The sequence below is a fragment of the Cytobacillus sp. FSL R5-0569 genome, assembly GCF_038007265.1.
In the GTDB taxonomy this organism is placed as follows: domain Bacteria; phylum Bacillota; class Bacilli; order Bacillales; family Cytobacillaceae; genus Cytobacillus; species Cytobacillus kochii.
This window is the reverse complement of the sequence record NZ_JBBOWW010000001.1, coordinates 3456537-3471506: the sequence shown is the minus strand read 5'-3', so window position 1 is coordinate 3471506 and position 14970 is coordinate 3456537. Positions and strand designations below refer to the sequence as shown.

Here is a 14970-nt window from a genome sequence, read left to right as displayed (position 1 = left end):
ATTAAGTTGTTTCCTCATGTTTTAATCTCACAAGAAGCGGTTATAAATTGAATAGTTGTAAATGAATACATAAGGAGATGTTGCAAGTGTCTACACTCAAGCGTAAGAAAGTTTCTGTTATCGGAGCCGGTTTTACTGGAGCGACGACTGCATTTTTATTGGCACAAAAGGAATTAGCAGATGTTGTATTAGTTGATATTCCCCAAATGGAAAATCCGACAAAGGGAAAAGCTTTAGACATGTTAGAAGCAAGTCCAGTTCAAGGATTTGATGCAAATATCTTAGGTACAGCAAACTATGAAGATACGAAAGATTCAGATATCGTCGTGGTTACTGCTGGAATTGCACGAAAGCCAGGGATGAGCCGGGAAGATCTAGTTCAAACAAATGAAACGATTATGAAGAATGTAGCGAAGGAAATTGCACAGTATTCTCCCGATTCGCTTATTATTGTGTTATCAAATCCTGTGGATGCGATGACTTATACAATATTTAAAGAAACAGGCTTTCCTAAAAACCGAGTTATTGGCCAGTCGGGTGTGCTCGATAGTGCCAGGTTCCGTACGTTTGTAGCTCAAGAGTTACAGATCTCCATAAAAGATATAACAGGGTTTGTGCTCGGAGGTCATGGTGATGATATGGTTCCACTTGTTAGGTATTCATATGCAGGCGGTGTCCCTTTAGAAAAATTAATCTCCAAAGATCGTTTAGAACAAATTGTCGATCGAACGCGAAAGGGTGGAGGAGAAATTGTTAGTTTATTAGGGAATGGTAGTGCATACTATGCACCTGCAGCAGCCTTAGTAGAAATGGTAGAGGCTATGATCAAGGACCAAAAAAGAATACTTCCTGCAATCGCTTATTTAGAAGGAGAGTTTGGTTATCAGGGCATTTATTTAGGTGTGCCAACAATCCTTGGTGCAAATGGGATCGAAAAAGTCATCGAATTAGATTTAACAAAAGAAGAAAAGGTTGCATTAGATCAGTCAGCTGAGTCGGTGCGTCAGGTGATATCGATATTGTCACAAAACTAATCTATAAAGAAAGTACTTGTTGGCGAAGTTCCGTCTTTTACCTGAGCTTCGCTTATTTTTTGTTAACTTTACAATAGAAAGAAAATTATTATTACTATTTTTCTTTTACTTATTAAAATAAAATGTTAATATAATTATAAATAAACAGAAAAATTAGTTTGTATTTTCATCTTTTGCAAGCGGTTACAAAAATCGGAGGTGCATCCATGTTAGGGAAGAAGAGAAAAATAGGTAGAAGACTTGAGGAAATTTCGGTTGGAGAGAAGCTGACCTTTACGGAAAAAATAGAAGATAGGGATTTATTATTATATCTAGGGTTAACAGATGATGCCAATCCCATATACTTACAGCATGACTATGCTTCACAAACGCCTTATAAAAAACCAATTGTACCCAATATTATGCTGAATGGTATGGTCTCATCTAGTGTTTCAAAATATCTCCCTGGACCGGGTAGCCACATACTTAAGCAAGAGTTAGAATATGTTAAACCTGTTTATCACTATTCTACAATTGAATTCTTGATGGAAGTAATTCATGTGGATGAAGAGAAACATAGTATTGAAATGAAGGTACAAGCAACGAATGAAGAAAATGAAACAGTATTATATGGCCGAATGAAAGTATGTCCACCCTATCCACTTGAGAGTCTCAACAGTAAAGTGCTAGAAAACTTCTAATCATGAATTGTAAGGATAGTTGACCAAAAAACTAAGCAAAAGTAATTTATACTGCTTAGTTTTTTGTCGTGGGCACGCTTTTTTTTCTTTTTTATATTATAATACATTTATATAAGGGGTTTTACTAAAGTAATTGGTTTATACTAATGGGGAATCTATTTATCGGAGGCTTTTATGGATAAAAAAGTTCTAGTGGTTGATGATGAGCAGTCAATTGTAACGTTACTACAATATAATTTGCAACAAGCAGGTTATGAAGTACTAACAGCATCTGATGGAGAAGAAGGCAAAAATCTTGCTTTAAGTGAACAGCTAGATTTGATTGTGTTAGATCTGATGTTACCTAAGCTGGATGGAATTGAAGTGTGTAAACAAATTAGACAAAAGAAAGTGAATACACCAATACTCATGTTAACTGCAAAAGACGATGAGTTCGATAAAGTTCTTGGCCTAGAGTTAGGTGCAGATGATTATATGACAAAGCCATTTAGTCCGAGAGAAGTCGTTGCGCGGGTAAAGGCCATTTTAAGAAGGTCACAAGCCCAATTTGACGAACCTGTTTCAGAAGATGAGGATGATAGTATACGTATAGCTGGAGTGAAAATCTATCCAGATAGATATGAGGTCTATTATCTAGACGAATTACTTGAGCTGACACCAAAAGAGTTTGAACTACTATTATATCTTGCTAAAAATAAAGGTAGAGTATTAACACGCGATCAATTGCTGAGTGCTGTTTGGAATTATGATTTTGCGGGTGATACAAGGATTGTAGATGTTCATATTAGTCACTTAAGAGATAAAATTGAGCAAAATTCAAAAAAACCAACATATATTAAAACGATTCGTGGGCTTGGTTATAAGCTAGAGGAGCCTAAGCCTGAATGAAAACTTTTCGTTCAAAACTATTTTTTGCTATCATTACGTTGATTATCGCTGTTTTACTTTGTTTAGGCTTGTTATTAGGTCAGCTATTTAAATCCTATTATATAAATGTTATAGATGAACGCTTATCTAAAGAGATTCAGCTAGTAGCAGGCCAGATTGAGGAAATAGGTGGAATTGAACAACTTACTCAAGAGAAGGTCGACCAGTTTGCTAGCTGGTTAGGTGTTAATGTTACTATTGCCGATGCAAATGATCAAGTGATATTTGATAGCGTGAATAAAGATATTCAATTGAAAAACCGTAAGACAATAAGTGAAATATTAGGTGCACCTGACTCTGATGGGCAGGCTGGTAAAGTCGTAGGCGACGATTATCATTACTTTTGGAAGGAATTAAATGAAGGTACGAATTCGTATTATTTATTTTTAAGTGCCGAAATAGATGAAGTAAAAAGTGGTTACTCGCAAATCTGGTGGATCCTAATTATCTGTCTTAGCCTAGCATTAATTTTGATTATATTCTTAGGGGCCGCTATTACGAATAGATATACAAGACCGATTGATTCTGCAACGAGAGTCGCTATTGAGTTAGCGAAAGGGAATTATCGGGCAAGAACGTATGATAATGATGTCGGTGAAGCAGGTAAGTTAAATAGCTCAATTAATATTCTTGCACGTAATTTGCAAGATATGGAGAAATCGAGAGAGATGCATCAAGATAGACTCAGTACACTCATTGAAAACATGGGTAGTGGATTAATTTTAATAGATAGTAAGGGTTATATTAACCTTGTGAATCGTACATATAGAGAAGTTTTTCATGCTGATGTGACAGAATACATGGACGAGCTGTATTATAATGTCATTGAATATAAAGAAATCACTGAGCTTATTGAAGAATTATTTATGACAGAACAAAAGGTAAGAAAGCAAATACAAATCCTTATTGGTATTCATCGAAAACATTTCGAAGTCTACGGTGTTCCGATTATCGGCACGAATGATGTATGGAAAGGTGTACTTTTGGTTTTCCATGATATTACTGAGATAAAGAAATTGGAGCAGGTGCGGAGAGATTTCGTTGCGAATGTTTCACATGAATTAAAAACACCTATAACTTCTATAAAAGGGTTCTCAGAAACGCTTTTAGACGGGGCAATGGATGATCAAGATGCCCTTAAACAATTTTTAACGATTATCCTCCAAGAAAGTGAACGATTGCAAACACTCATTCAAGATTTGCTTGATTTATCAAAAATTGAGCAACAAGGATTTCACCTTTCTATACAAGAGGTGAATATTATTGGTGTCTTAAATGAAGTAGTAATGATGGTTAAAAGACGTGCGGAGGAAAAAGAAATTACCATAGATTATAAATGTGAAGATGAAATAATCGAAATGGAAGCTGATGTTAACAGAATCAAGCAAATATTCCTTAATATTGTTTCCAATGCTATTTCTTACACACCAAATGAAGGTAAAGTGTCTATTCGTGTAACAGAAGATCAACAAAAAGTGTATATAAAAATAATTGATACGGGGATAGGCATTAAAGAAAGTGAGATTCCGCGAATTTTTGAAAGGTTTTATCGAGTAGATAAAGCAAGGAGTAGAAATTCAGGTGGTACAGGTCTTGGTCTGGCAATTGTGAAGCATTTACTAGAAGCACATAAAGGATTGATTTCTGTTGAAAGCAAGAGTGGAAAGGGCACGGCCTTTTTACTTACGTTTTATAAGAAGTTACCTGATAGCGAATAAAGAGTTTTACAAAAAGTTTACATTGTTTTTTTATGCCATTAACAATAGGGGGTTACAATTAGTATTGTAAAACCCCTTCATCACATGATGTGAAGAAGAGAGAGCTACCCCGCTCTCTCTTTTTTTAGAAAGAAGTTCTAGTCTGTGATAAACAATAATCAAATGAATGATATTAAACAACTCCAATTTATAATATTGTAAGTGGTGCTGCTATGCGCTAAAGAAGTGGCCATCACCTAAAAATTTCTACAGTTCCCACCTCCGCAAATACCATATACTTCATCAAATTCTGTAAATCTCTTCGTTAAAGAACGATAGCCCTATGAATTTCTATTCCTAATTTTTCTTTATTCTTTTAGACATGATAAAATATAGAATAGATAATGGCTTTTTCGAAGTGTATTCAATGAAATGACTTTGTAAGAAGCGAAGGAGGTTGGTGGCGAGATGACAAAGAAAAAACTCGTATTAATAGATGGAAATAGTATTGCTTATCGAGCTTTTTTTGCTCTTCCATTATTAAATAACGATAAAGGCATACATACGAATGCAGTCTATGGATTTACGATGATGCTTATGCGCATTTTGGAAGATGAAAAACCTACTCATATTCTTGTTGCATTTGATGCCGGTAAAACTACGTTTAGACATAAAACGTTTACTGAATATAAAGGTGGAAGGCAAAAAACGCCGCCAGAACTTTCAGAACAGTTCCCGGTGATTAGAGAGTTACTAGATGCTTATCAAATTGCTCGGTATGAGCTAGAGAATTATGAAGCAGATGATATTATTGGCACGTTATCTTTAATAGCTGAACAAGATGATTTTGAAGTAAAGGTCATTTCAGGGGACAAAGACTTAACACAGCTAAGTTCGGAAAAGACAACAGTAGGAATTACGAAAAAGGGGATTACTGATATAGAAGAGTACACCCCTCAGCATATCGAGGAAAAGTATGGTATCTCACCTGAACGTATCATTGATATGAAAGGGCTAATGGGAGATAGCTCCGATAATATCCCGGGTGTGCCAGGTGTCGGGGAGAAAACTGCACTAAAATTATTAAAGGAGTTTGGGACATTAGAACAATTAGTTCAATCGATAGATCAAGTGAGTGGTAACAAATTAAAAGAGAAGTTAGAGGAATTTCAAGACCAAGCTTTAATGAGTAAAGAATTAGCAACAATTTTAAGAGAAGCGCCGATTGAAGTAGAGCTAGATAAAATAGCTTATGAAGGATGGAATGAAGATAAACTATATCATTTATTTAAAGACCTCGGTTTTAATTCTTTATTAGAAAAGATAAGCTTTGATTTAGCAGAAGACGGAACAGCCGAGCTTGAAGAAATTAATTTTGAGATTGTTACTGATTTTACCGAGGAACAATTGGATGGAGATAGTGCATTATATATCGAGGTGTTAGAGGATAATTATCATTACGCAGATATTCTTGGAATTGCAGTCACAAACAAAAATGGAAACTTCTTTATTTCAACAAAAAACGCTTGTCAATCGAATGTGTTTAAAAAATGGGCAGAAGATGATGCCTCTCCAAAGGTCGTATATGATGCGAAAAGGTCTGAAGTCTCGCTAAGACATCATGGTATTCATTTAAAAGGTATCCACTTTGATATCCTTTTAGCAGCTTATATTATCAACCCTTCTGAAACAATTGAAGATTTAGCTTCTATTGCGCGTAATCACGGATACTCTGCAGTTCAATCCGATCAAGCTTTTTATGGGAAAGGAGCAAAAAGGAGTATTCCAAAGGAAGAAGAGCTTGCTCCTCATATTGTAAGGAAAGCAGTGGCAATGGATTCGCTTTATGAAAAATTGGATACGTCGCTACAAACGAACCAGCAGTCTGCTCTTTTTTACGAATTAGAATTACCCTTATCATTGATTCTTGCTGATATGGAATCGGCAGGTATTAAAGTGGATTTGAAACGCCTGCGTTCAATGGGAACAGAGCTATTAGAGAAGCTTGCGGCCATTGAGAATCGAATTCACGCGTATGCTGGAGAAGCATTTAATATTAATTCTCCGAAACAATTAGGGGTAATCTTATTTGATAAGCTGCGTTTACCAGTTATGAAGAAAACAAAAACGGGCTATTCTACTTCAGCAGATGTATTAGAAAAATTAGAATCCAAACATGAGATTATCAAAGAAATCCTTGAATATCGTCAATTAGCGAAACTACAATCCACCTATATTGAAGGTTTACTAAAGGTGGTCAATAAAGAAACGGATAAAGTGCATACCCGTTTTAATCAAGCGTTAACGCAAACGGGGAGATTAAGTTCTACAGACCCTAACTTACAAAATATCCCGATTCGCTTAGAAGAAGGTAGAAAGATTAGACAAGCATTTATTCCTTCAAAGAAAGATTGGGTTATTTTTGCAGCAGATTATTCACAGATTGAATTAAGGGTTCTCGCTCATATTGCAGGTGACGAAAAGCTAATCTCCGCATTCAAGGAAGATTTAGATATCCATACGAAGACAGCTATGGAAGTTTTTCATGTTTCAAAAGAAGAAGTGACGGCAAATATGCGGCGTCATGCAAAGGCAGTTAACTTTGGGATTGTTTACGGGATAAGTGATTACGGCCTTTCACAAAGTCTATCTATCACAAGAAAAGAAGCTGGAGAATTTATTGATCGCTATTTAACAAGCTACCCTGCAGTTAAACAATATATGGAAGATATTGTGCAAGAAGCAAAACAAAAAGGGTTCGTAGAAACTTTACTTCACCGTCGTAGATATTTACCGGAAATCACAAGTCGGAATTTTAATCTTCGCAGCTTTGCGGAAAGAACGGCTATGAATACACCCATTCAAGGAAGTGCCGCAGATATTATTAAAAAAGCGATGATAGACATGGCTGATCGCTTAGAGAATGAACAATTACAATCCAAGCTTTTATTACAAGTGCATGATGAACTGATATTTGAAGCACCGGTAGAAGAAATAGAAAAACTGAAAGAAATTGTTCCAGATGTAATGGAGCATGCCGTAGAGTTAAAAGTACCGTTAAAAGTAGATTATTCATACGGCCCAACATGGTTTGATGCGAAGTAAGTGAGTTCACAATCGGATTGAAAAAAGGAGTCATTATGGATGCCTGAATTACCTGAGGTAGAAACAGTAAGAAGAACTTTAGAAGAGTTGATTATCGGAAAGACGATTGACCAAGTGTTGGTACACTGGCCGAAAATGGTGAAAGAACCGGACGATGTCGTTCGATTTACAAAGGCGCTAGAAGGGGAAACATTTAAAGCGGTTGCCCGTCGCGGAAAATTTTTGATTCTTTATACGGATGATCTTGCCCTTGTTTCTCATTTACGAATGGAAGGGAGATACGGGGTTTATCCGAAATCAGAAACGATTGAAAAACATACACATGTGATTTTCTCCTTTACGGATGGAACAGAGTTAAGGTATAAAGATGTGCGCAAATTTGGCACCATGCATTTATTTAAGCGTGGAGATGAGCTTGGTCAACTACCACTTTCACAATTAGGTGTAGAACCTTTATCAGATGCCTTTTCGCCAAAGATATTACAAAATTTATTGAATAAGACAGCACGGCCCATTAAGGCGGCTCTCTTGGATCAAAAACTAATTGTAGGCTTAGGCAATATATATGTCGATGAATCTTTGTTTAAAGCAGGTATTCACCCAGAGCGCTCTGCTAAAACATTAACAAAAGAGGAAGTAGAAAAGCTTTATTCGGAAATTAAAGCAACATTGTCCGAAGCTGTGGAACGAGGAGGCAGTACGATACGTTCTTATGTGAACTCCCAAGGCCAAATAGGATTATTTCAGTTAGAGCTATTTGTGTATGGGCGGCGTGGAGAGGAATGTAAAGTTTGTGCTACACCGCTTGAGAGAATCATTGCTGGAGGACGTGGGACTGTTTATTGTCCACAATGTCAGCCGAAATAAAATAACCACATTTTTCTTTTGTCATCTTAGCCTAGATTATAGATAACATTGGATGGGCTTCTTCCATATAATATGTTAGCCATTTCATGGAAGGAGCTCTTTTAAATGACGCAGATGATGACACTTATAATACTAGCTATAGCTGTTAGCTTAGATAGTTTTAGTGTAGGTTTAACGTATGGATTAAGAAAAATGAAGATTCCAATTAAATCGATTTTAATTATTGCTTGTTGTTCAGCTTTTACTCTTCTCATTTCAATGGGGATTGGTCATACAATAGCAAAGTTTATTTCACCTGCTTTTGCAAACAGTATTGGGGGTATCATCCTTATTGTATTAGGTGCTTGGGTACTGTATCAGTTTTTCCGCCCTGAAAAGGAAAAGGATAAAGATGCTCTTCCACATGAGAAAATTCTTTTGAATTTTGAAATCAAGTCTTTGGGTGTAGTTATTAACATTTTAAGAAAACCGATGGTAGCCGATATTGATAAGTCAGGTACAATTACTGGTATTGAAGCCTTTTTATTAGGGTTTGCTTTGTCACTGGATGCGTTTGGTGCAGGTATTGGAGCGGCTATGCTTGGGTTTTCACCATATTATTTAGCTATATGTGTTGCGGTTATGAGTTCATTATTTGTTTTTGGTGGGATGAGTATTGGCTCGATATTTTCTAAATCTCAATGGATGCAACGATGTTCGTTTATACCAGGATTAATTTTAATTATACTTGGAATCTGGAAAATATAATTTGATAAAAAGGTGTGAGAGTAAGAATGACAGTTATTATCGGACTCACTGGTGGAATTGCAAGCGGTAAAAGCACAGTTTCCACCATGTTTAAAGAAAGAGCAATTACAGTAATAGATGCAGATGTTGAAGCGAAACGAGCAGTTGAAAAAGGTGCGGCTGCTTATGATGAAATTGTCTCTCATTTTGGCCAAGAGATTCTTCTAGAAAATGGGGAGATTAACCGTCAAAGATTGGGTTCCATTGTTTTTTATAGTGAAGAAGAAAGAATGAAGCTCAACAGTATTGTCCACCCGGCTGTTAGGAAGAGAATGAACGAGCAAAAGGACGAGGCAGTTGCTAATGGTGAAAAAATGGTCGTTCTAGATATCCCGCTCTTATTTGAAAGTAAACTCACATATATGGTGGATTACACCGTTTTAGTGTATGTTAATAAAGAAAATCAGCTTCAGCGGTTGATGGAGAGAAATGGTTTTGATGCAGAAGAAGCGAATGCACGTATTCGATCACAAATGCTATTGGAAGAAAAAGTACAGCTAGCGGATTTTTTAATTGATAATAATGGCGATCTCGCTAGTACAGAGAAGCAACTAGATGATTTACTGTTACAATTAAAAGATAAACAGTAAAACACAATTACTACTTAGACTTCTACGTTTCATTAGTAATATTTCAACCCTTTTCGTCCACAATAATAAGTGGATTATTTTTTTTCACTTAAGAAATAGGGCGTAAAGATGCATTTTTCACGTAATGTCACGCGTTTTATGCTCTCTTTACATCCACAATATTTCTGAATAGTGGAACTTTAAAATATCCGCAATTTGCTCATCACATTTTGTGGTTAATATGTTATACTATTAGCATGAAAATGGTTAAAAAAGTATAACATTTATACGGAAGGGGCCGTAAGATGAAGGCGAAAATAGCGATTAATGGGTTTGGGAGAATAGGACGAATGGTGTTTAGAAAGGCCATTCTTGATGATACATTGGAAGTAGTAGCAATAAATGCTAGTTATCCACCAGAAACGTTAGCACATTTAATTAAATATGATTCTACTCATGGTGCATTCCAAGGTGAAGTGATTCCCGAAGATGATGCGCTTGTAGTGAACGGAAAAAGAGTTCAATTACTAAGCAATCGTAACCCTGAGGAACTTCCTTGGAAACAAATGGAGATTGATATCGTTGTTGAAGCTACAGGTAAGTTCAACTCAAAAGATAAAGCGATGCTTCATTTAAATGCAGGTGCCAAGAAAGTTGTTTTAACGGCTCCAGGGAAAAATGAAGATGTAACCATTGTGATGGGTGTGAATGATGAAGCGCTTAACATTGCTGAACATGATGTGATTTCTAATGCTTCTTGTACAACAAACTGCTTAGCGCCAGTTGCAAAAGTATTAGAAGATAAGTTCGGCATTGAAAACGGTTTAATGACGACTGTACATGCGTATACAAATGACCAAAAGAACCTTGATAATCCACATAAGGATCTTCGCCGTGCTAGAGCTTGCGCGCAGTCAATTATTCCTACTTCAACAGGAGCAGCGAAAGCATTGTCTCTTGTGTTACCACAATTAAAAGGCAAGTTACATGGGATGGCTCTTCGTGTGCCGACGCCAGATGTATCACTTGTTGATTTAGTTGTTGATTTAAAGAGGGATGTAACAATTGATGAGGTAAATGCTGCGTTTGAAGATGCGGCACAAAATGAATTAAAAGGTATATTAGATATAACAGAAGAACCACTTGTTTCAATCGATTTCACAACAAATCCACACTCTGCTATTATTGATGGGCTTTCCACAATGATGATTGGTGAGAATAAAGTAAAAGTTTTAGCTTGGTATGATAACGAGTGGGGTTATTCTTGTCGTGTAGTTGACTTGGTGAAATATGTAGCTGAAGAACTAAATAAATCTGCAGTGAACGCATAATTTTATGTAGGCAATCCTTTAATGGGATTGCCTTTTTTGCATTTTTACTATGTAGGTAAAATGAAATGTTAAACTGATTACTACATAGATGATCACAGGTTGGGGCAATCTTTTAAATAAAAAAAGCTTTTTGTTTGTCTTTTCGTTGCGTATTTCTGAATGATGTCTCTGGAAAATTTGAATAAATTGTGACATTTCCCTTGGTTAATGGAGGGGATAAACACTGATGATAACAATGTTTAGTCCCCTTTCTTTATGTGAAAATGTAATTATTATTGAAATTCACTTAAATAAATTTTCTAGGATTTATTGCAAAAGAACATTAAACAAAGTATACTAAAAATCGTGAACTTCTCAACGAGTAAGGCGCTAAATGGCTACTTAAAGGGTTAGGACCTCTTTGGACTAACTTTCCCCCGTGGTAGTTATATGCTTTGCCCAGTAGAAATTCATGTCAATTAGTAAAGGGGGAAATTTGAATATGGAAACAATGGGTCGTCACGTCATCTCAGAGCTTTGGGGATGCGATTTTGAAAAATTGAATGATATGTCATTTATTGAGCAAACATTTGTAGCAGCTGCACTAAAATCAGGGGCAGAAGTGCGAGAGGTGGCATTCCATAAATTTGCACCACAAGGTGTAAGTGGGGTTGTCATTATTTCAGAGTCGCATTTAACTATACACAGTTTTCCGGAGCATGGCTATGCAAGCATCGATGTTTATACTTGCGGTGATCTTAATCCTCATATCGCGGCTGACTATATTGCAGAAGCTTTAGGTGCTGATACACGTGAGAATATAGAAATTCCTCGTGGAATGGGTCCTGTTCAAGTTAAGAACGCAACAAAAGCCAATGTGTTATAATAAAGAAGAAGTCTTCAAGAGTGCAAGCGAATAATTGCACTCTTTTTATTATGAAAAAAACATATCTACTTGTACTAACAACTCCTTTTTTATATGATAGTAAGTAAAGATACATTTTAGGAACGTAAAGATGAGACGGAGTTGATTGTATGAAATGCCCTTCATGCCAACATAATAATACTCGTGTGCTAGACTCTCGTCCTGTTGATGAAGGTAAATCGATACGAAGACGAAGAGAGTGTGAAAAATGTGGTTATCGGTTTACAACTTTTGAAAAGGTAGAGGAAATTCCTTTGATTGTTGTGAAAAAAGAAGGAACAAGAGAAGAGTTTAGCAGAGAGAAAATATTGCGTGGACTAATAAAAGCTTGTGAAAAACGACCGGTTGCATTAAAAGAACTAGAGGATATCACTTTTCAAGTTGAAAAGGAATTAAGAAGCAACGGAGTATCAGAAGTGAAGAGTGATGATGTTGGCGAAATGGTTATGGACAGGCTAGTGAAAGTTGACGATGTCGCCTATGTTCGCTTTGCTTCTGTTTATCGTCAATTCAAAGATATTAATGTATTTATAGAAGAGCTAAAAGAGTTAATGAAGAAGGAACAAGCGTAAAGGTGAGCAAATAGGCTAAAGTGAATTTAGCTTCTTTGCTCATTTTTTTCAAGATATGAAAGAAAGAAGGTATTTTTCATGGCCCAGCATTGGACTGAAGTCATCCCTAGTGATCATTATACAGTGGCTTTAAATGGGCTGTTACATGACTATGATCGAAAAATCTTAGTATTTCTTTATCAGCCACTTATTGGGACCATTGCGTACAGTTTATATATGACCTTATGGATGGAAGTGGAGGAAAACCGTATTTGGTCTTCATCTTCGCGTAACCATCATGGTCTGATGAGTATGATGGACTTAAGTTTAAAAGAAATTTATGAAGCAAGAAAAAAACTTGAAGGAATTGGCTTGCTAAAAGTTTATGTGAAAGAAGGGGAAAATCGTGAATTTATTTATCAATTACAGCCACCCCTTTCTCCAAGTACATTTTTCTTAGATGGTATGCTCAATATCTTTCTTTATAAAAAAATCGGTAAAACTCAATATACGAGACTAAAGCGTTTTTTTAGTGATGAGGAGTATTCAAACCTCCATCTTGATTATAAGGATGTAACAACAGCCTTTCATGAGGTTTATACATCTGGACACCAGCTTGCTAAAGAGTATAATGATGACTTATCTGTTTCTCCTAAAGGTGAATGGGTAGATAGAATGGAAGCGGGTAAAATTCAAATTCCATGGCAAACATTTAATTTCTCGTTATTGGAAGCGGGCCTTAGTGAATCACTTGTTCCCCGAAAAGCACTTACGCAAACAGTAAAGGATGCCATTAGTAATTTGGCGTTTTTATATGATATTGATGTTATGGAAATGAAGAATATTCTTATAAGCGCGATGAACGAAGATGATGAAGTTGAGATGGATGAATTGCGGAAATCGGCAAGGGATTGGTATCAAATGAATCATCGTGACGAATTGCCATCATTAATTACGCAAACTCAGCCTGTTCATAGTCTCTCAATAACTGAAAAGCCAAAAAGTAAAGAAGAAGAGCTTATTCAATACTTTGATACAACTTCGCCTATTCAATTTTTGAAAGATTTATCTGGGGGGGCGGAACCTTCAAAAGCGGAATTGAAAATACTTGAAGATGTGATGTTTCACCAAAAGTTGCCTCCCGGTGTGATGAATGTTTTGATTGATTATGTGATGCGTAAAACAGATAAAAAGCTGACAAAGGCATATGTGGAAACAATCGCAAGTCATTGGGCGAGAAAGAGCGTTCAAACTACGGCTAATGCCATGGCTTTGGCGAAGAAAGAACACCAACAATATTTGAAATGGGCAGAGAATAAAAAAGTAGGGAAACGTTCATCCAAATCTAATACGAAAAAAGCTGTCACGAGGACAGAGCTTTTACCTGATTGGTTTGACGAGGAAACAAGTAAAAATGAGACTGTCGTCCAACAGAAGCAGGATAAGAAAGATGATAATGTAGATCTTAATATGAAAGAATTTCAAGAACTAATGAAGAGAAGAAACGGGGGTGGACAATAGATGGAAAGAATCAATGATACGCTTAAAAAACTTGCTGGAAATCAAGATTTTAAAACGAGATATGAAAAGCAACGAGCAGAGACTTTAAATGATCCAGATGTCCGTGCCTTTTTGACGGCACATAAGGATGAACTGTCAGCAGATATGGTTGAAAGAAGCTTAATTAAATTGTATGAATATAGCAAGCTAAGTAAGGAATGTAATCGCTGTCCGAGCCTAGATAGTTGTATCAATTTTATGCAAGGCTACCACCCAGAGCTCGTCATTGAACGTGGACTGATTGATATTAAATATGATAAATGCCCACGAAAGCAAATCCATGATGAAAAAAGAAAAAATGAGAAGTTGATTCAAAGTTTATATGTCCCTAAAGACATACTAAATGCAACCTTTGATACGGTGTACAACGATGATGGAAAAAGAATGGAAGCAGTCAATAAAGCTCTTAGCTATTGTATGAATTTTAAAAAGGGTGATGGTCAGAAGGCGTTATATTTATACGGCCAATTTGGTGTCGGTAAATCATATTTATTAGGTGCGATTGCCAATGAACTTGCACTGAAGCAAGTTTCATCAATGATTGTCTATGTGCCTGAATTATTTAGGGAATTGAAAAGCTCAATTAGTGATTCGACTTTAAATGATAAACTTGAAGCTATTCGATCAGCTTCTGTACTTATGTTTGATGATATGGGTGCAGAAACGATGTCTAGTTGGACAAGAGATGAAATTTTGTCGCCGATTCTACAATATCGTATGCTTGAAAAGTTACCGACCTTTTTTACCTCAAACTTTGATTATAAAGGACTTGAACATCATCTTACCTATAGTCAACGAGGGGAAGAGGAGCGGATGAAGGCAAGAAGAGTAATGGAGAGAATTAAGTATTTAACCGATCCTGTGCTTGTCGAAGGACCGAATCGAAGGGTTTAGGCAAGATAATTTTCAATAGTTTTTCTTCATGACTTCTATTTTGGCCAAGTCTCCCATATATATGA

The 14970-nt window shown here is 36.3% G+C and carries 13 protein-coding genes; all 13 read left to right on the top strand.

Going from position 1 to position 14970, the window contains the following annotated elements:
* Positions 1-86 precede the first annotated feature (86 nt).
* The 13 genes from mdh (at position 87) to dnaI (ending at position 14905) form a co-directional block, all read left to right on the top strand.
* On the top strand, positions 87-1034 hold the full coding sequence (gene mdh / locus MKX78_RS17555; protein WP_233435212.1) for a malate dehydrogenase: 948 nt from the start codon (positions 87-89) through the stop codon (positions 1032-1034).
* Positions 1035-1240: 206 nt separating this feature from the next.
* On the top strand, positions 1241-1714 hold the full coding sequence (locus tag MKX78_RS17550) for a MaoC/PaaZ C-terminal domain-containing protein (RefSeq protein ID WP_095372313.1): 474 nt from the start codon (positions 1241-1243) through the stop codon (positions 1712-1714).
* Positions 1715-1888: 174 nt separating this feature from the next.
* Entirely contained in the window at positions 1889-2602 is a 714-nt protein-coding gene (locus MKX78_RS17545; protein WP_307312682.1) for a response regulator transcription factor, read from the top strand.
* A complete protein-coding gene (pnpS, locus tag MKX78_RS17540) occupies positions 2599-4359 on the top strand; it encodes a two-component system histidine kinase PnpS (RefSeq protein ID WP_095372314.1) in 1761 nt (586 codons plus the stop codon). The genes MKX78_RS17545 and pnpS overlap by 4 nt, the downstream gene beginning before the upstream one ends.
* A gap of 447 nt (positions 4360-4806) precedes the next feature.
* Positions 4807-7443, top strand: coding sequence for a DNA polymerase I (gene polA, locus MKX78_RS17535; protein WP_095372315.1), 2637 nt, complete (start codon positions 4807-4809; stop codon positions 7441-7443).
* A gap of 39 nt (positions 7444-7482) precedes the next feature.
* Positions 7483-8310 (top strand): DNA-formamidopyrimidine glycosylase, encoded by an 828-nt coding sequence (gene mutM / locus MKX78_RS17530; protein ID WP_095372316.1) that lies wholly within the window; start codon positions 7483-7485, stop codon positions 8308-8310.
* Between the two features lie 105 nt (positions 8311-8415).
* The gene (gene ytaF, locus MKX78_RS17525) at positions 8416-9057 is read left to right on the top strand and encodes a sporulation membrane protein YtaF (protein ID WP_095372317.1); all 642 of its coding nucleotides are present in this window, start codon (positions 8416-8418) and stop codon (positions 9055-9057) included.
* Between the two features lie 26 nt (positions 9058-9083).
* Positions 9084-9686: a dephospho-CoA kinase gene (coaE, locus tag MKX78_RS17520; protein ID WP_095372318.1), complete on the top strand. Its 603-nt coding sequence runs from the start codon at positions 9084-9086 to the stop codon at positions 9684-9686.
* Positions 9687-9970: 284 nt separating this feature from the next.
* A complete protein-coding gene (locus tag MKX78_RS17515) occupies positions 9971-10996 on the top strand; it encodes a glyceraldehyde-3-phosphate dehydrogenase (protein WP_095372319.1) in 1026 nt (341 codons plus the stop codon).
* Positions 10997-11477: 481 nt separating this feature from the next.
* Positions 11478-11861 carry an adenosylmethionine decarboxylase gene (speD, locus tag MKX78_RS17510; RefSeq protein ID WP_095372320.1) on the top strand — a complete coding sequence of 128 codons (384 nt, stop codon included), beginning with the start codon at positions 11478-11480 and terminating at the stop codon, positions 11859-11861.
* A 149-nt stretch (positions 11862-12010) separates the two neighbouring features.
* The gene (nrdR, locus tag MKX78_RS17505; protein WP_095372321.1) at positions 12011-12472 is read left to right on the top strand and encodes a transcriptional regulator NrdR; all 462 of its coding nucleotides are present in this window, start codon (positions 12011-12013) and stop codon (positions 12470-12472) included.
* A gap of 78 nt (positions 12473-12550) precedes the next feature.
* Positions 12551-13972: a replication initiation and membrane attachment family protein gene (locus tag MKX78_RS17500; RefSeq protein ID WP_322909663.1), complete on the top strand. Its 1422-nt coding sequence runs from the start codon at positions 12551-12553 to the stop codon at positions 13970-13972.
* Positions 13973-14905, top strand: coding sequence for a primosomal protein DnaI (gene dnaI / locus MKX78_RS17495; protein WP_095372322.1), 933 nt, complete (start codon positions 13973-13975; stop codon positions 14903-14905).
* Positions 14906-14970 lie beyond the last annotated feature (65 nt).

What these genes read in the sequence shown, in the direction of transcription:
- MKX78_RS17550 (WP_095372313.1), top strand. Translation starts at nt 1,241, where the DNA reads ATGTTAGGGAAGAAGAGAAAAATAGGTAGAAGACTTGAGGAAATTTCG.
- MKX78_RS17545 (WP_307312682.1), top strand. Translation starts at nt 1,889, where the DNA reads ATGGATAAAAAAGTTCTAGTGGTTGATGATGAGCAGTCAATTGTAACG.
- pnpS (WP_095372314.1), top strand. Translation starts at nt 2,599, where the DNA reads ATGAAAACTTTTCGTTCAAAACTATTTTTTGCTATCATTACGTTGATT.
- polA (WP_095372315.1), top strand. Translation starts at nt 4,807, where the DNA reads ATGACAAAGAAAAAACTCGTATTAATAGATGGAAATAGTATTGCTTAT.
- mutM (WP_095372316.1), top strand. Translation starts at nt 7,483, where the DNA reads ATGCCTGAATTACCTGAGGTAGAAACAGTAAGAAGAACTTTAGAAGAG.
- ytaF (WP_095372317.1), top strand. Translation starts at nt 8,416, where the DNA reads ATGACGCAGATGATGACACTTATAATACTAGCTATAGCTGTTAGCTTA.
- coaE (WP_095372318.1), top strand. Translation starts at nt 9,084, where the DNA reads ATGACAGTTATTATCGGACTCACTGGTGGAATTGCAAGCGGTAAAAGC.
- MKX78_RS17515 (WP_095372319.1), top strand. Translation starts at nt 9,971, where the DNA reads ATGAAGGCGAAAATAGCGATTAATGGGTTTGGGAGAATAGGACGAATG.
- speD (WP_095372320.1), top strand. Translation starts at nt 11,478, where the DNA reads ATGGAAACAATGGGTCGTCACGTCATCTCAGAGCTTTGGGGATGCGAT.
- nrdR (WP_095372321.1), top strand. Translation starts at nt 12,011, where the DNA reads ATGAAATGCCCTTCATGCCAACATAATAATACTCGTGTGCTAGACTCT.
- MKX78_RS17500 (WP_322909663.1), top strand. Translation starts at nt 12,551, where the DNA reads ATGGCCCAGCATTGGACTGAAGTCATCCCTAGTGATCATTATACAGTG.
- dnaI (WP_095372322.1), top strand. Translation starts at nt 13,973, where the DNA reads ATGGAAAGAATCAATGATACGCTTAAAAAACTTGCTGGAAATCAAGAT.